Below are 17,521 nucleotides of genomic sequence, written 5' to 3'. Positions count from 1 at the left end.
GAGATAAAACCATGTCGACATTAAACGAACAACTTTCTGCACTCAAAGTTATCCCTGTTATCGCTATTAACAAAGTGGAAGATGCAATCCCACTGGGCCGAGCACTGATGGAAAATGGTATGCCTTGTGCAGAAATCACCTTCCGTACTCCTTGTGCTGCTGAAGCAATTCGTACAATGCGTGATGAATTTCCAGAAATGTTAATCGGTGCAGGCACGATTTTAACTAACGATCAAGTAGACCAAGCCATCGAAGCTGGTGTCGACTTTATTGTTAGCCCTGGTTTTAACCCACGGACGGTTCAATATTGTTTGGATAAGAATATTCCAATCGTACCTGGCGTTAATAACCCAAGTTTAGTTGAGCAAGCAATGGAGATGGGACTACGCACCTTGAAGTTTTTCCCAGCCGAGCCTTCTGGCGGTGTGAATATGTTAAAAGCGTTATCAGCAGTATACCCCGTAAAATTCATGCCAACCGGTGGAGTAAGTCTAAACAATATCGATGACTACTTATCTGTATCATCAGTACTTGCATGTGGTGGCACTTGGATGGTTCCAACTCAACTGATTGATCAAGGTCAATGGGAAGAGCTAGGCACATTAGTTCGTGATGCCGTCGCTCACGTTAACGCGTAAGTTTATTTTTATTCTGTCCGGCCTCTTGCACCTCTTTACGCAAGGGGCTTTTTTCTCTCCTCGCTATCTATCTTGTCTATTTCCCTATTCGCGTAATATCCATACATCGCCTTATCAAATCACGAAGTTTAGTAATACAATTGAAGAGTGGTAATGTTTCCCATTTCGTATTAACTCATCAAAAACCCCATAAAACATGCAAAAAAGGCCGTGTAAACAAACTTTAACGGTAAAAATGGTGAGATTAAGATCACGATAAAGAGTTATTGTACTACAAATAAACCAGGCAATAAGATAGTATACGTCTTAGATAATTGACTTAAACCTTTAAGGCTGAAAAATGACTATTGATACTATCGTGGTACTCGCCTACTTCATGTTCTTAATTGCTATTGGGTGGATGTTTAGAAAATTCACCACCTCAACTAGCGATTATTTTCGTGGGGGCGGCAAAATGTTGTGGTGGATGGTGGGTGCAACTGCCTTCATGACACAATTTTCAGCATGGACGTTTACAGGAGCTGCAGGACGCGCATTCAGTGACGGTTTCGTCGTTGTAATCCTATTCTTAGCCAACGCATTTGGCTATTTCATGAACTACATCTACTTTGCTCCAAAATTCCGTCAACTGCGGGTCGTAACGGCTATTGAAGCCATTCGTCAACGTTTCGGTAAAACATCTGAGCAATTCTTTACATGGGCCGGTATGCCTGACAGCCTTATTTCTGCGGGTATCTGGTTAAATGGTTTGGCCATTTTTGTTGCTGCCGTATTCGATATTCCAATGGAAGCAACCATCATCTTTACAGGTGTCGTGCTGGTTATTATGGCGGTGACTGGTGGTTCTTGGGCTGTTGTTGCTTCTGACTTTATGCAAATGCTCGTCATTATGGCGGTGACGATCACTTGTGCTATCGCGGCTTACTTCCATGGTGGTGGCATCGGAAACATCGTTGAAAACTTCAACGGTGATTTCATGTTCGGTAATAACCTCAATTATGTCAGCATTTTCATTCTTTGGGTGGTGTTCATTTTCGTAAAACAATTCGGTGTAATGAACAACAGTATCAACGCATATCGTTACCTTTGTGCTAAGGACAGTGAAAATGCACGTAAAGCTGCAGGGCTTGCTTGCATCTTAATGATTGTTGGACCGCTTATCTGGTTCCTGCCACCTTGGTATGTCAGTGCATTTATGCCAGATTTCGCAGCTCAATACGCTTCGATGGGTAACAAAGCTGGTGATGCTGCTTACCTTGCTTTTGTTCAAAATATCATGCCTGCAGGTATGGTTGGCTTATTGATGTCTGCAATGTTTGCAGCAACCATGTCTTCAATGGACTCAGGCTTGAACCGTAACGCTGGTATCTTTGTATGTAATTTCTACCAACCTATTTTACGTAAAAACGCCACACAGAAAGAATTGGTTATGGTTAGTAAGCTAACGACCGTTATGATGGGCATCATCATCATTGCGATCGGTCTGTTTATTAACTCACTGCGCCATTTAAGCCTATTTGATATTGTATTAAACGTAGGTGCTTTGATTGGCTTCCCGATGCTGATCCCTGTTCTACTAGGTATGTGGGTACGTAAAACACCAGACTGGGCGGGTTGGACAACGCTCATCGTTGGTGGTGTCGTCTCTTATGTATTTGGTATTTCACTACAAGCAAGCGACATTGAGCACCTATTTGGCCTTGACCAAGCACTAACAGGTCGTGAATGGGCTGATCTGAAAGTTGGTCTTAGCTTAGCGGCTCACGTAGTTCTAACTGGTGGTTTCTTCTTGCTTACCACACGCTTCTACAAAGGCCTGTCACCTGAACGCGAGAAAGAAGTTGATCAACTGTTTGAAAACTGGAATACACCGCTTATTGCGCAAGGTGAAGAGCAACAGAATTTGGATACAAAACAGCGCTCAATGCTAGGTAATCTTATCTGTACAGCAGGTTTTGGTATCCTTGCGATGGCGCTCATTCCTAACGAACCAACTGGTCGTTTATTATTCTTGCTGTGTGGCTCTATCGTGTTGACTGTGGGTATATTGCTGGTCAATGCTGCTCGTAAAAATTCGGTTACAAGTAAAGAGTCTGCCATTTAAATAAGTCTCTTCATTATCTAGTCAAATCCCGCCATATTCGGCGGGATTTTTAGTATCATGCTAGAAACTCATTCAATTCAAAGAACTTTTAGTAAGGCGGAAGTAGTTCGTTTCGGTTTAGTTCATGTTTATCATCGATAGATTTCGCAAATTTAGCTATCGTCGTAAAATCATCAGTCACCCATACTTTTTTACTTGTGAGATCCGAAGGTAACTCAGAGAAATTTTTCTCTTTTTTGCTTGCAACTAAGGTTAGGTATCCCCACGACTCCAAATTAGCAAGCGGCTCCAATGAAAGTGTCACTCGCTCTTCAGTATCGCCCCAATTAGGCTTAATCGTAAGACGAGGTGTGTAGTCTCGAGTTTTTACTACCCATTTATCAGGTAGACGTTTGCCGCTATCCCACCACGCGCCATCCATATCATTCATTATTTTTTCAGTACGATCGTAATCTTGGGCACCTAGCTCTTGAAGCTTACGTTGAAACACTTCCGTGAATGCCACTTGGTATGTTTCTTTCGTCAGCTCTGGCAAGTTTTGCAATACCTCTATGGCAATGATAGAACCTAGCATGTTTGAATAGAGATCTTCAGGAGAGAATGCCGAAGGGTACTCTTTAAACCCCTTCACAGATGTGAACCCAAACCATTGTGCAATTTCATGCCACTGAGCAAGACGAAAAGCGAGAAGTGCACTTAACTGTATTTCAGCCAATTTTTGTTCATCAGCCGTCATTCCAACGGTTTGTTGGGTCAAGTTGATAACACGGCTACGCAATTCATCGTCTAAGACAATTTGCATATCCGTTCCTAGGTTATCTTTAATTTGTGTGTACAAAAATGCAGTATAGTCCGCGGTATCTCGAACATGAGCAGTATCGATAATTCCGCCTTTGCTAGTATAAATCAGGCCATTTTTTTCATCGCCAGTTCCCAATAAGCTACTTGTAACACCCTGGCTGCCATCGTTGTACCTGTGTTGTTCTAGGTCAGACAGTTCAACAATGTTATCCACTTTAAAAAAGGGAACTGGAATCACACCTAACTCAGACTTCATATGAATACCAAAGGCGCAGCAAGGTCTAAGTCCTGTGGGAGCGACGCTTTCAGCAGCAAAGCTTGGTGCATTTACTAGTAATAAGTTGAGGGCTATAACCAATTTTAATTTCATCTTTTACCTTTTGATTACGACTTAAGTCAGAATGCTTCATGAATATTGAAATAGAGGGTTCATCGGGTTTGATTAAAAACGTGTATCGAGCGTGATAAATAAGCCTTATTCCCTACTTATCGGGCAAGCATCACAAGTTAAAGGCAAATAACTTGCGAACTTCGGTGCATTATGCACACCTAACAACAATTTTCAATGAGTATACCTTTAGATCGGCCTGTGCGGCAGTGAACTATACAATTGTAAGTTCCGTCAGGACGTTCAGCAGCGGTAAGTTAAGTATTTAAACAACGGCATTGAGTCACTGAGGATATTGAACAAGGGGTAGTTAGATTTTTGGCTGAGGACGGAAGAGCCTGCCACACTAGTACAGACATGCTAGCGTAGAGTAGTAGCTTTATTACGCCTTCATCCATGTTTGCGACAGAACCCCGACATATGGCACGTATTATTTTTAATGCTTTGATTTAATTTGATTTTCCCAGAATTGATTCTTTGGCTTTTGGAATGGACTTGCGCCAGTGTTGAGATCAATAATATCATCTATGTTTTTTTTGAGTCGTAGTGAACAAGTGTCAGAGATATTCCGACCTTTACTTAATTGAACGTATTTCACATTCCCTCTTACTTGTATTTTAAATCCTCTATAGTAATAGTACATGTTATTACCTAGCTTGTTGGGGTATGGCTGATTATAGCGCAAGTACATATGCTCATTGATTCATATTTATGTGCTTTTTGAGGTTGATATTGGAATTTTGGGTCATGTCACAAAGTTTCATACCTTAGCTTAGAATCTACGCAATACTCATATCTCACTCTGAATTTTAATATTTAAAGGCTGCCATTTTCCTTCAGAAGTCATGATTGAAACCATCCGCTATGACCTCGCATACAAACTCAGTGACGGGGAATTGAAGAAATTCAACGAGAACGAGGGATGAATGTTGACCATGCCATCATTCATCGTTGGTCTATCAAATTATGGTCTCCTATCAATCAACTGGCTAACGTCTGCCATTGTATTGCGAGAAAAACTTTGGGTTGGGCACTACTCGCTTTTTATACGAGATATTTTACACGATACATTCTTGGTTAAAACAACGGCTATTTTAATTGCCAAATTTAACTCTAATAACTCAATAATTTGGCCGCTACAATCAGTAAAAATATGAACATCGTTATTGTTTAATACAAAACGGATAGTCCACTGTGGAGCCGCCCCATATTCTACGATGATGATTTCATCCAATAAATCCTGAGCTATTGTTTCTTTTATTTCATCAATATTCACGCTTTCTATCCTTAGAAAAATAAATGTCACTTTATAAATATTATTCGACATATAAATCAGTCTGGTCGAATTATTTTACTCATAAATCTTAAAATAACCACAAAGTATGAGTTTTGTAGCATAAATTCACTTGCCATAGTGACTGCTTTTTTAGACAGTAAACCTGCATTTTGCCCTTATCTGACGATCCCTATCAGAATAGTGCTCATGCTTACATGCTTACATGCTTTTGACGCATCCTCGGTGAGGCATCTTTTTTTTGGGCGTCCCCTAAAAAGGAAAGTGATACGAAAAAAAACCGCCCAAAAGCTAATTCAGAGCAATATAGGCTTTACCTAAAAGGAAGCGCAATTAAACGTCATCCCGACGATAACAAGGTAATGGCCACCCGAAAGCGAATTGAAGAGCTCAAAGAAAAACGAGCTTTTGAGAAGGAATGGGAGTGGTAAAGCCAGCGTTTTAATAAAAGTCCGAATTTTAGGGCTTAATGTACGAAATTGAGGTGTAATGAAAACGCCTCATGGCAACTCAATGAAACTTACACCAGGGTGAAAGGAAAATGGTTCTATCTTCATCGTGCCATCAATCTTTTCCTAGTTGAGACTCAAATCAGTTGATCTGCCAATAGAATTCTTATTCATAAAGGTTCTGATAACCTTATCATGCATTTCTTCTGACTTTGAAAAACCGATGTTCTTACGAGCTAAACGCTTAAGTCTGGAATGTAACATCAGATTAGTTCGCTCTATGCGTTGCGTAAACCTCTAACTTCGCTCTGAAAATTGTGAGCTAAACTTGGGTGGGATTTGATAACGAAAGTACCATGCACAGAAGAAAATGTGATGTCTTAAATTGAATGATCGAGCGACACGCACGCGAATTGTACCTAATACGTACACTTCCAAATATAAGCCTTGCTATTAAATCAAGCACACCACTTTCATAAGTCGTTACATAACTCAAGGCTTTAACCCTTTACATCTGGCGTGACTGGATGAACACTCCGTATCAGAGTAAAATGGCAGATAACATTGTAGAGTCAGTAGAATTATGAGTAACACAACCGCGAAAAAATCCAATCCCCTACTCGAGATCCTGTTTAACGTATTCATCCCTTCCTTCATATTAATGAAATTTAGTGGCAATGAGCACTTAGGAACAGCGATGGCACTGGCTGTCGCACTGGCATTTCCGATCATTTACGGTGGCATGGATCTGATTCGGAATAAGAAATTTAACTTCATTTCCGCACTCGGTTTTATCAGTGTGCTATTAACCGGTGGTATCGGTCTGCTGGAGCTGGATACACGTTGGTTAGCACTAAAAGAGGCCTTAATTCCAGGTTTGATCGGGCTTGCTGTATTGGCTTCCACCTTTACTCGCTATCCGCTGATGCAAAAAATACTGCTCAATGACACCGTGTTGAACCTACCGCAGATCAACGAGCGCTTGCAAGAGAATGGCAAAACTGAAGCATTTGAACGCTGCTTAATGTCTTCAAATTACTTGTTTGCCAGCACCTTTGCGTTTTCATCGGCAATGAACTATTTCCTCGCCACTTGGATTGTAACGAGCCCAGCAGGTACTGCGGCCTTTAATGAAGAATTAGGTAAGATGACACTGTACAGCTACCCGATGATTGCAATCCCAAGTATGTTGATGATGTTTGGCATTTTCTATTACATCTGGCGCCAAGTCCGAGCCATGACATCGCTAGAAACAGAACAGATTTTCCACATCAAATAACGCCCCCACTTAATGCTTGTGCTACGTTAAGTGGTGAAGACGATGGAATCAATCTGCCAATTTAGATCACCAGACAATATTTCCATCCAAATTGGTCGGGTTTAACGCTAGAATAGACACATATTTAATGTGACTAATCTAGCGAACATTGTGAATAAACTCTTTTCTCTCCTGAACGCTCGCCCTGTTTGGCTGGCCAGTTTCATCATCATCGTGACCACCTTTAGTGCTTGGTATGGTCAGCAACATTTCAAGGTTAATGCCGACTTGTCTTCCTTAGTTCAACAAGAGGGAGAATGGCTAGATAATCTGAATGAAGTCAATCGGCTGTTCCCAGATAACGGCAACATCACCGTTTTGGTCAGCGGGCAAAATGGTCAGCAGGCCAAAACCTACACCAATCAACTAGCCGAGGCGTTTTCCCAACAAGATATGATTCTGGATGTATTTGCGCCCAGCTCCTTAACTTGGTTCGATCAATACGCGCTCGGTTTTTTGCCAGAAGACGATTTGAAACAATTCATGACGCAATTCGAACAGTCTGTGGCTCCTGCGTTTTTGGCGTCACAGCTACCAGCAAATAGAATTGAACACTATCTCGCCTTAATCAGTCAGCACGACTCTGCGTACAGTGCATCGCTTGAGCCTCTGCTGACCGCGAGTCAGTCCAATCTTGTTGACTGGCAACAAACGATGCAAAGTGGGCTCAATACTCCCAAGCACTTTGTGATTACGTTAGCGGGTGCGGCCAATAACCAGCAAAAAAATCCTAATCGCGCCATCATAGATAACCTCAACACCACCATTGCATCTATTCCCAAACCAAACGGCGTAGAAGTGAGCTATACCGGACAAACTGCGCTTGATTTTGATGAAATTAACGATGCGGAAAACAGCATTGCCTTTGCGGGAAGCGCATCTTTGGTTGGGTTACTACTGATTTTAGCCATTGGTATACGCTCATTACGGGTCATTTTAGCTTGTTATGTCACCGTATTAATTGGACTAACCTGGACCTTCGCCGCAGGTTTAGCCTTAATCGGCCACTACAGCACCATCTCGATAGTCTTTATGGTGATGTTTATTGGTCTAGCCGTCGATTTTGCCATTCACTTATGCCTGCACATTCAAGAACAACGTCGGGGTAATACTGACAATCTCGTCAGCACCAAACTCGCCATTCAGCATTCAATCAGGCCATTGAGCTTGTGTGCGCTCTCCTCTGCTATTGGTTTTATGAGTTTCTATCCAACGGCGTATACCGGACTGGGTGAGCTTGGCGTGATTTCAGCACTCGGCATGCTGTTGGGCCTGGTGGCCACGTTTGTCATCGTGCCAGTGTTTTTTCAACTGTTCGGTTTTCCGACCAATCGCAGTAAAGAAAGCCACAGCCTCAGCAAGCGTTATGGTGTCTGCCTTCATCGTTATTCACGTGGGATTATTGTCGCGGTAGGCGTCTGGTTTGTGCTGATGTTGGTTGGCGCGAGCCAGTTTAAGTTCGACTTTTCTACCTTGGTACTAAAAAACCCGGATTCAGCTTCGGTTGTCGCACTGAACCAATTGCAACAACTGGGCTTGGGTTCAAGCTACCAATTACACGCAATTGCCGAGGATGAGCAGCAAGCGCAACAGTGGAAACAGCAGCTCATCACACAGTCATCCGTTAGTCACGTGACTATCGCAACTGACTTTTTGCCCCAAGACTGGTCGGCTCGCCAGAATAGATTAATGCAAACTCTGCAATTTGCAGATCTTCCCGCCCCGCTTAGCTATACCGAGTTTAAGCAAAGTGCGATTGAAAAACAGTGGAAGGGAGCAAAGCAACTACCTAATACTTTGCCAGACGATACAGAGCAACAACTGTTTGCTGGACTAACAGGCATGATGGATTCGATGCAGACGAGTGATAACCCAGGTATGGACGATCTACCAGCAGAGCTATTGAATCGCTTTGTCAGTGATAATGGTAAATTTCTCGTTACCATTACCCCCAAAGATGACATGACCAATGTCGACAACGTAGCGCGTTTTATTAGTCAAGTTCAAGCGATCGCCCCCAATGCCGTAGGCCGTGCCGTAGCAGAGCAACAAGTGGGTAAGATTATCGTTTCAGCTTTTCAGCAAGCGATCTTACTCGCTATTGTGCTTATCAGCTTGATCCTGATGATGGCGATCCGCAACAAACGCGATATTTTGCTTATCTTTATTCCGTTGATCCTATCGTCCATAACCACGTTGGGTCTGATGCACTGGCTGGGGCTGTCGCTCAATATGGCCAATATCATCGTCATTCCACTCATATTCGGACTGGGTGTGGACAACGGTATTCACATCGTCAACCGTTTTCGTAAAGAGGGTGACATTCACGCCTTTTTTGCCACATCCACTCCCAATGCCACATTAGTGAGTTGTTTATCGACCTTGATGACGTTTGGTGCGCTCATTGTCGCTCAGCATCAGGGAATGCATTCAATAGGCGTGGTGCTGTCGATAGCGTTAAGTAGCATTCTGCTATTCAGTTTGGTGCTGCTGCCGCTTACGCTCGAGATGACCAAGCCAAAACAACGAGATTCGATTAAATAACGACAAGGTAGCCTAAGCGCAATAAAAACCAAACACCAACCCTCATCAAAAATACGAGAGTAGAGTGTAAGAAAGTTATACCAATCACAGTAATGAAATGTCCAGTCAGACTGGACATTTCATTAAGCGACATTTTGCGTTTCAAAGTTAACTGGGCTTAGATACCCAAGAGCACTATGGTGATGGCATCTTGTTTGACTATAGGAAAGCAAGATCCGAAATTCAGATATTGGGTGTACGTTTTTTACAATGGCGGAATGTTCAATTACTTTTGCCCAACTTGCGCTTTTTTCGAAAAATCACCACCTTTGGTGATCTCGACATCCCAATTTGTGAGCGGGCTGCCATTATGGATATAAAAGTTGTTGGAATTGATTTAGCCAAAAATGTATTTCAGGTCTGTGTTTGTCTTGTAGATCATTCAATTAAGAGTAATCAAAAAGTTAGACGCAATAAGCTACTCGATAAAGTAAGGCAATTTCCTCAAGGAACTTTAATTGCAATGGAAGCATGTGGGACCTCTCACTATTGGGGAAGGAAATTCAAAGAGTTAGGCTTCGATGCTCAGCTAATTTCAGCCCAACATGTTAAGCCATTAGTCTCAAGACAAAAGAACGATGCGAATGATGCTCTTGCTATATATGAAGCAGCTTTTCGACCTAATATCCATAAAGTGCCTATAAAAACGGTAGATCAACAAGATATTAAATCATTACGCTGTGTTCGGGCCCGCTTAGTCCAAAACAGAACGGCGTCAGTAAACCAAATTCGCAGTTTAGCAGGTGAATCTGGCGTTATTTTTAGTGTCGGAAGAATAAAACTGCAAGCGTCCCTGATAGATGCTTTAGAAGATGGAAGCAACGATCCTTCGTATACTCTTCGTAGCCTTCTTAAATCTCTATATGATGATTTATGCGTTTTAAATTATCGAATAGAGCAAATCGAGCGTGATATTAAAGCTCTTTGTCAAAATCAACCTCGCTACGAAGCACTGCTTTCAATTCCTGGATTTGGGCCATTAGTAACAGCGAGTTTTATTAGTGGATAGGTTCCGGTCTACAATTCAAAAATGGCAGCGCCGATCTGCGTGTGTTACTTATTCATGGCGCGAGGGCTGTAGGGCGTTTTGCCAACAAACGGCAAGATAAACTTGGGAAATGGTTCAACGCGTTAGCTGTCAGACAAGGTAAACATAAAGCTGTGGTAGCACTTGCGAATAAACTAGCTCGTATAGCATGGAAAATATTAACAGGAAGCAATGACTTTGACGTAAACAAAGCCTTTGCATAATAACCTCAAGAAAGTTTACATACACTGATGAATAAACGGTTAACCGTACCTATTGTAACCTGAGTTGACCAAGGCATTAAATGCCGATGTAGTGATTTGGCAATAGGTTTCGGATTTACATCAAGGCGCAGGCGAAAGAGCCTGTAACGACGCCGAATATATGGTAGTGAACCAATCATTCAAAAGTGTTGTAAAAGCTGAGGTGTCCATATATGGTCAACTAAAATTGGCTCAATGGTGATGGTTGGTGTGGTCGGTAGGCCGTTGTTTGCCAAACATCATTTACCTAATACAAAGCTCGCTTATATTGCCAATGGTACAGGCGCTCCTCTCGCATGGCTTATGCCATTCAGTGGTGCGGGTGTATTTTTGTCCAGCTTGTTACTGGTTCAGCTCGATCAAATTGGAAATACGACGAAACCTCTTACTTATGTGATCAAAGCGATGCCTTAGCAATTCTTTGTTCCGTACCACTTGTAATCCTTTTCCATGGCAAATTTGTTAGTCCGATTCAATCCGCGTCAGAAGAAGGAGTCTCAAATAATCGCCGTTTCGAAACCACACAACCTCTCAATGCTAAGTTACACATACTGCTGTTACCTATCATTCTGCTACTATTTTCTATCCTTACTATCGCGACAATAACAGGTCACGGAAACCCAGTTGCCGGGAATATGACCAATGCAATATATTGGAGCGGTTTCATCGCTCTTATTGGTTCAGAAGCGGCCTTGTGCTTATCTAGTGTAAAAATAGATGTCTATACCGATTGGTCAATCGAAGGGATAAAGCAAGTACTGCCCGCGTTAATTATATTAATATTAGCATTCACCTTGGGGAGCCTGCTCGCTCAATTGAAAACGGGCGTATACATTGCGAATTTTCTGCAGTTAAACCACTGGCTATGGGTCATGCCCACAGCAATATTTGTTACCGCCTGTGTCGTCTCCTTCTCGACCGGTAGCTCAGGGCTACAGTCAGTATTCTGACTCCGATCATATTGTCGATTGCGCTCGCCCTAAACCTAGAATGGCCGCTTATTATCGGGGCGATGATCTCAGGAGCTGTCGTTGGCGATCAAAGCTCTCCTATTTCTGATTCGGTCATTGTGGCCTCGACCGCTGCAGGTTGCTCACCTAGCGAGCATTTTTCTAGCCAGTTGCCTTATACTTTAACCATAGCGACTCTATCTTTGTTTGGCTATTTCTTGATAAGCTATTCAATTGTGACTATCTAGTTCAATACATTAAAAAAAATAAGGCATTTTAATGCACACTCTACAGTGGCGTTTCAACAGCAATACCAAACTCGCTTTAAAAGTAGCAATCGCTTTATGCTGCGCGATTTTCCTCGCTTTATTGTTTGAGCTACAAAAGCCCTACTGGTCAGCGATGGCGGTACATGTTCTAGCGATTAGCGAGACACTCCATTCTGGTAAGCGCAAAGGTTTGATGCGCTTAATTGGGACACTCAGCGGAAGCCTGATAGGGATAATCACCATCGCGGTTTTTCCTCAACAACCTTTGTATTTCTTAATGTTCACGGTAACGCTATTTGCTCTCTGTAACTACGCGGGTAGCGATAACGTATGGGGCTACGCCTTTATAATTACGTTCATGGTTTATCTAATCGTGGTAGTTATCGGTGGGTTAGATAGCAGTGCAACTATCAATATCGCTATCTTACGAATGCAAGAAACCCTGTTGGGTGTAGTGGTTTACTCTGTGATTTTTAGCATCCTTTGGCCAGATAATGACGAACAACAATTTAGTCATGATATCGATATCATTTATAAGAGTGCCGACTCTTTAAGGCAGTTAATAAGGCAACACCCAGAAAAAACTTCTTATCACTTAGACTCTTTTGTTCGTGAACCATATCATGACCAAGACCTAGCTGATTTTTTGGCAACGCCCAAATTAAATATCATTACCCCCAGCAGAAAAAACCGCAGCCACGAGAACAAGCTAAAAGCCGCCTGGGTAACTAAATACCTTACCACGCGCGCTCATCAGCAAGGCATTGATAAAAACCACTTAGAAATTCTCGATTTAGCACTCTCTTTTTTGCATCAAACCAAAGTAAGTGACCAGTCTGTGCTCTCTCTACCTAGGCTGGTAAAAGACTTCTACCACTTAAACAAAACGCCCAACCCATCGTTTCTTGATCGACTAATAGACAACTGGCGTACCCGATTCTGTAAAACTCTGGTTGGTACAGTAAGCTTAGTTACCGCAATATTGATGTGGCTGTATATACCTGTTCCTTCAGGGACAATGTTCGTTCTCAACATGTCCATATGCGCGATATTACTCAGCAATATGCCACAACAAATGATAAAGCACTGGTTTGTCGGTTACACGTTTTTCGGTGTCATTTTCCTTGCGCAATATGTGTTTATTTTGCCGGAGTTAACTGAGGTATATCAGTTGCTCCTTTTCTACGCTATCAACATATTTATTATTTACAAATCCTTCTCCACTATACAGTGGTTCATTTATAAAGTGCTGGGGGGAAACTTATTACTTATGATGACGATGACAGCGACCCAACAATCCCCATCGTACGACATCGTCACGCCGTTATATATGCTAGTGTATACATTTCTTGCTCTTGCAATATTAAGAATATATTTGAACCTATTTACAACAGCGAATACATAAAGGGTTACAAGCTGAATGAGTAAGTTAAATTAGTTGGAACTGCTACTCGACATAGTTGATCTCGGCAGTTTGGCGAAAGCAGCGGAATATCGGAATTTAGATCGCTCGTCGGTCTCTAAGTAGTTGAAACTATAGGAAACGGAGCTTAGCGTCGTGTTGATCAACAGTTCAACAAGATCGCTCTCATTAACTCAAGCGGGTCAGGCTGTAGTGGGCAAAGCACGACAAATTAGGATGTTACTCAATGAGGTACACGCAGAGACTCAATTGCACCAACAGGAGCCTCAAGGCACACTACGGATTACTAGTTTCACCTCTTTTGGCATCAATACCATTGAGGGTGCTGAAAGGTTTTCTAGACTAAGTATTTAAGCTGGTTAACATACCGCTTGTTTGTCCGCGTTACACCAGTATAGGTTGTCGAGCCAAGCAGGTTGAGGTTTCATTTAAAACTAAAACCAGGATAGCCCTGACTACACTCTAAAATTGAGAACAAATTACTTCAGCTAATACCACTTAAGTAAAACCAGATGGAATTGAATCCATCCTAAATTCACATATTGGGTTGGCACAGATGGTCAAAATCAGGTATAGCTCAATGAAATTTGAACGCATAAATATGAAAAATTAGAATGGGGAAACTTGGGAGAAGCGAGATATACCCTAGAAACAACAAAGCCCGCAGATATGCGGGCTTTGTTGTTTAATTTGGTGGGTCTAGGCGAACTCGAATCGCCGACCCCTACCATGTCAAGACAGGTAACACATATTATCACAACCTGAAATCTCGGGAAAACCTAGTAATAACGTTGTATATGACCTATGTTTTCGAGACGCATCACAACTTTTAAGGCTAAAATGGACACAATAAAGCCACAATTTTAAAGTATCTAAAACTGATCATTTTTTAGACGGAAGGTGATTTTGGAAGATGGGATTCAACGTTTTAATGCAACACTATTGGACAACATCGATCTTACAAAAGTAAAGGTCAATGAACTAAAACCAGATGACACGGTCGAGGAACTATTCAGCCAAGCAAATCCATTTTCAGGTCTAAGAACATCGAATGAAGCAATAGATAAATCGGCCTATCTTTTCAATCTACTCTCACTGCAATCACCTATAATTTGCTACCGATATCGAAAGCAATATAAAACTTTAACTGGCTCATTTACACTTACAAAATTAAGATGTGCGATCGCCCAGCTTCAACTTCCTAGTGATCATTCTATTCTTGTTTTTGTTCTAAAAAAGAAGCCTTCTTCAGACATAAAAAGAGCAATCGTGTTATTCGATTTAACAAATGATCTTCTATCAAAATGCTTTATCAGTGATACAAAGAAAATCAGTTTTTATTTACGAACATGGTTTAAAAAAGATGATGGTAAACGAAGTATTTATCAGTCAAAAGAATGGCAAACTTTCTTTCCAAAATTAAACTCTGCAGAAAAAGTCGCAAATTTTTTATCCATTTCAAAAGCTGATCTATAGCGTTTCAAGGAAGTATTTCTATGTCTACACCAACAATTGAAGAAATCAAACTACTACTTCCTCACGCACAAGATAGCTTATTAGAAGATCTAGAGAAGCTACTAGAACTCATCGATTGCCCAAACGACTTTAGAGGCTTACAAAAGGTACATGCGGTTCTTGAATATTTCTTCACTACCCATCCTCAACATTTCTGTTCTTTAGTTGAATTAAGCACAACAAGAATAAATGAGTTACTCGAACTGTTCACAAACATTGGGGCATCATATTATTCGCAGTATAGTAACGGAGTACATGCCAAAGGTTGGATGAGTAGACGTCCCCTCTTTTCACTTCTTTTCGTTTTTTATGAACATCTGTCGCCGGAGTCAGCGTCCGCATTACTTTTCTTCCTAAAGCATTACTATGACAATGAACCGGTTATCTTCGAACATAACCACACTGAACAATCAATCAGAGCCTTCAGGCTTTTGTATACAGACCCACTGACAGATCGCGCCTGTTTCGATTCAAACTCAGTAGTACAAACAGCCGACAATATTAGAGCCTATCGCCAATCACTAACCTCTGAAAATGATACAGATGACTTTACAGATGACTTTGTCGATGAACCAATTGCATCAAGCCATATTAACTATCTAAGAGAGTTAGAACATTTTTACCGCTTGGACTGGAAGAAAAGAACGTACATAGAGCGTTCTTCAAAGAAAATCATTCGGGCATCATTCAGTCGCCGAAAAATTGAAAGAATTGTAGGGTCTGACAACTTGTTTACTGCATCGTTAAATAAGAGGCCATTAAAACAATCACTAGTTGATTCAGGGATAACAGCGAACGAAGATTATCCCGGGCTGGCTATTATCAAAACTGAACAGCCAATACTACCGAAGCCTACTCACGAATTACCGGATGTCTCGGTTATCAAAGATACTGCAAAAATTGCAAGTAAGAGCCGAGGCATATCTAGAGATGTTCGCCGTAGTCACAACATTACTCCTGTCAGTCGAAATATTCTTCAACCACACGAACTTTTCTATCTATGGCAGGCGTTAAACTCGCATAGCAATACACTAATTGGAAAGGTCGCAAAAAGCCACGTTCAATGCCTGCTAACCTTTATTCTTATCACTGGTCGAAGCCTAGATAACGCATGCTGTGTACCAACCAGCAATAAGAACGACAATAGCCACATAGGTCTAACGATAAAAAGAGATAAGTTAATATTAAAAGTTGCCCCTAGACCTACCGCGGATCGAGGAAAACATTCCAATAATGCAAATTTATTGAAAACCAAAACTGTTGCTTCCATACATCTACCTATTTTTCTTTTCGAATCGTTGTCTCGTTGTGGAATCACATTGGGGAGCAAACTGTCAGGTAAACATTCCGTAAACACTTTTAGAAAAGCCATTAAGCTTTTTTTGAAGGCGATCAATAAACGCTATCATTGCCAGATTAGTCTTCAGCGCATAGAGAATTACTTAATCAACAGAACAATAGCTCTAGAGAAAAACGACCCAGTCATAATAGAAATTCTACGAGGAGAAATAAGCTACTACAGCCGCTCCCCTCGACACTATGCTTGGTATTCAGAAACGGAACTTAACAATAAAGCTCAAGAACTTTGGTCAGATATATTCAATCAAATCAGGTTCTATAGCCCTGAATTCCAATCACCTCTGTTCGGCACTCTTGAACTTGACCTTGATGAACGTGGAATAGGATCTCAGTTCACTCCAACCAAAGAAGCCATAATCCATTGGGTATCAGAGCACACTCGCAAACTACATACTTATACTGCATTTGAAGTAGTTAAAAATATCAAAGAGTTAGTGAACTACCACAATCAATACACTATTTACACGCTAATCATGCTGATAAACGCTTCGGGTTATCGTGCTGTATATAATCCTATGCCTAGTTTTGATCTGCTTTTGCTACGCTACGGAGCACTGTGCATTTCAGATAAAGATTCAGCGAAAACCTTCTCACATACTCGAGTCATTGCCTGTCCTTCGCTGCTTGAATCACAATTAAGGCACTATAAACAGCATTCTCAAACACTCGCAAATCTCATCAGCAATTTATACCCAATGCAATCTCAACAGCTTTATGCTCATACATGTGAGCATCAACTACTTGACCTATCAAATAAAGTAGAGCGTACTGAATGGTTCTTATCAGTCAAAAACTCGCAATCTAATGACGGAGTGTTTTTCTTCTTCACAGCTGTCGAAGATGATGACAGCATCTATCAGACGAAAAACTCTGGCCCTTCGAGCTTAAGTAAACACATTAACTTACCACTTAACTTTGGACGCCATTACGTCCGCCGCTATTTGCAAAAAGAAAATATCCACCAAGAACTCATTAAATTTCAATTGGGTCATTGGGTAACTGGAGAAACGCCTCTGGAACGCTATTCATCATTAACTCACTGTGAAGCAATTGGAACTTTAAGCCCAATTCTCAATCAGATGCTGACGGACATCGGTTGGCAGGCTATCCCTTCATTAATAACAAGAAAAAGAGTCTAAC

13 protein-coding genes and 3 pseudogenes are annotated in these 17,521 nt (G+C 41.5%); 13 read left to right on the top strand and 3 right to left on the bottom strand.

The window, feature by feature from the left end; all coding sequences use genetic code 11:
- Nucleotides 1-11 precede the first annotated feature (11 nt).
- Together MCT08_RS07680 and MCT08_RS07675 are read left to right on the top strand one after the other, a co-directional pair.
- Entirely contained in the window at nt 12-638 is a 627-nt protein-coding gene (locus MCT08_RS07680; protein ID WP_053309412.1) for a bifunctional 4-hydroxy-2-oxoglutarate aldolase/2-dehydro-3-deoxy-phosphogluconate aldolase, read from the top strand.
- A gap of 340 nt (nt 639-978) precedes the next feature.
- Complete coding sequence (locus tag MCT08_RS07675) at nt 979-2,742, top strand: sodium:solute symporter family protein (protein ID WP_274673239.1); 1,764 nt, start codon at nt 979-981, stop codon at nt 2,740-2,742.
- Nucleotides 2,743-2,830: 88 nt separating this feature from the next.
- On the opposite strand, the gene MCT08_RS07670 is transcribed toward MCT08_RS07675, so the two are convergent.
- A complete protein-coding gene (locus MCT08_RS07670; protein WP_274675428.1) occupies nt 2,831-3,913 on the bottom strand; it encodes a DUF4056 domain-containing protein in 1,083 nt (360 codons plus the stop codon).
- A gap of 1,051 nt (nt 3,914-4,964) precedes the next feature.
- Nucleotides 4,965-5,207 (bottom strand): hypothetical protein, encoded by a 243-nt coding sequence (locus MCT08_RS07665; RefSeq protein ID WP_053309408.1) that lies wholly within the window; start codon nt 5,205-5,207, stop codon nt 4,965-4,967.
- A 497-nt stretch (nt 5,208-5,704) separates the two neighbouring features.
- Between MCT08_RS07665 and MCT08_RS07660 the strand changes: the two genes are divergently transcribed.
- A complete protein-coding gene (locus MCT08_RS07660) occupies nt 5,705-5,824 on the top strand; it encodes a DDE-type integrase/transposase/recombinase (RefSeq protein ID WP_168521963.1) in 120 nt (39 codons plus the stop codon).
- On the opposite strand, the pseudogene MCT08_RS07655 reads toward MCT08_RS07660, so the two are convergent.
- Nucleotides 5,801-5,971 (bottom strand): annotated as a pseudogene (locus tag MCT08_RS07655) (IS1 family transposase); the annotation flags it as partial. The gene MCT08_RS07660 and the pseudogene MCT08_RS07655 sit on opposite strands and share 24 nt — an antisense overlap.
- 286 nt (nt 5,972-6,257) lie before the next feature.
- On the opposite strand from MCT08_RS07655, the gene MCT08_RS07650 reads away from it, so the two are divergent.
- The 10 genes and pseudogenes from MCT08_RS07650 (at nt 6,258) to MCT08_RS07610 (ending at nt 17,520) form a co-directional block, all read left to right on the top strand.
- On the top strand, nt 6,258-6,953 hold the full coding sequence (locus MCT08_RS07650) for a VC0807 family protein (protein ID WP_053309407.1): 696 nt from the start codon (nt 6,258-6,260) through the stop codon (nt 6,951-6,953).
- Nucleotides 6,954-7,103: 150 nt separating this feature from the next.
- Nucleotides 7,104-9,536, top strand: coding sequence for an MMPL family transporter (locus tag MCT08_RS07645; RefSeq protein ID WP_274678175.1), 2,433 nt, complete (start codon nt 7,104-7,106; stop codon nt 9,534-9,536).
- 349 nt (nt 9,537-9,885) lie between these two features.
- Nucleotides 9,886-10,826: pseudogene (locus tag MCT08_RS07640) on the top strand (IS110 family RNA-guided transposase).
- Between the two features lie 234 nt (nt 10,827-11,060).
- Nucleotides 11,061-11,279 carry a hypothetical protein gene (locus MCT08_RS07635; protein ID WP_274678685.1) on the top strand — a complete coding sequence of 73 codons (219 nt, stop codon included), beginning with the start codon at nt 11,061-11,063 and terminating at the stop codon, nt 11,277-11,279.
- Nucleotides 11,174-11,815: a Na+/H+ antiporter NhaC family protein gene (locus MCT08_RS07630; RefSeq protein WP_274678663.1), complete on the top strand. Its 642-nt coding sequence runs from the start codon at nt 11,174-11,176 to the stop codon at nt 11,813-11,815. The genes MCT08_RS07635 and MCT08_RS07630 overlap by 106 nt, the downstream gene beginning before the upstream one ends.
- An 11-nt stretch (nt 11,816-11,826) precedes the next feature.
- A complete protein-coding gene (locus MCT08_RS18675) occupies nt 11,827-12,063 on the top strand; it encodes a Na+/H+ antiporter NhaC family protein (RefSeq protein WP_356648974.1) in 237 nt (78 codons plus the stop codon).
- A gap of 31 nt (nt 12,064-12,094) precedes the next feature.
- Entirely contained in the window at nt 12,095-13,489 is a 1,395-nt protein-coding gene (locus tag MCT08_RS07625; RefSeq protein ID WP_274678174.1) for an FUSC family protein, read from the top strand.
- Between the two features lie 325 nt (nt 13,490-13,814).
- Nucleotides 13,815-13,970 (top strand): annotated as a pseudogene (locus MCT08_RS07620) (transposase); the annotation flags it as partial.
- Nucleotides 13,971-14,407: 437 nt separating this feature from the next.
- Nucleotides 14,408-14,983, top strand: coding sequence for a hypothetical protein (locus MCT08_RS07615; RefSeq protein ID WP_274678173.1), 576 nt, complete (start codon nt 14,408-14,410; stop codon nt 14,981-14,983).
- A 20-nt stretch (nt 14,984-15,003) separates the two neighbouring features.
- Nucleotides 15,004-17,520 (top strand): hypothetical protein, encoded by a 2,517-nt coding sequence (locus MCT08_RS07610; RefSeq protein ID WP_274678172.1) that lies wholly within the window; start codon nt 15,004-15,006, stop codon nt 17,518-17,520.
- Nucleotide 17,521: the final 1 nt, after the last annotated feature.

This window comes from Vibrio aestuarianus (genome assembly GCF_028858425.1).
Classification (GTDB): Bacteria; Pseudomonadota; Gammaproteobacteria; order Enterobacterales; family Vibrionaceae; genus Vibrio; species Vibrio aestuarianus.
Note: the sequence above shows the minus strand (reverse complement) of the source record. Positions and strands in the feature narration are given on the sequence as shown.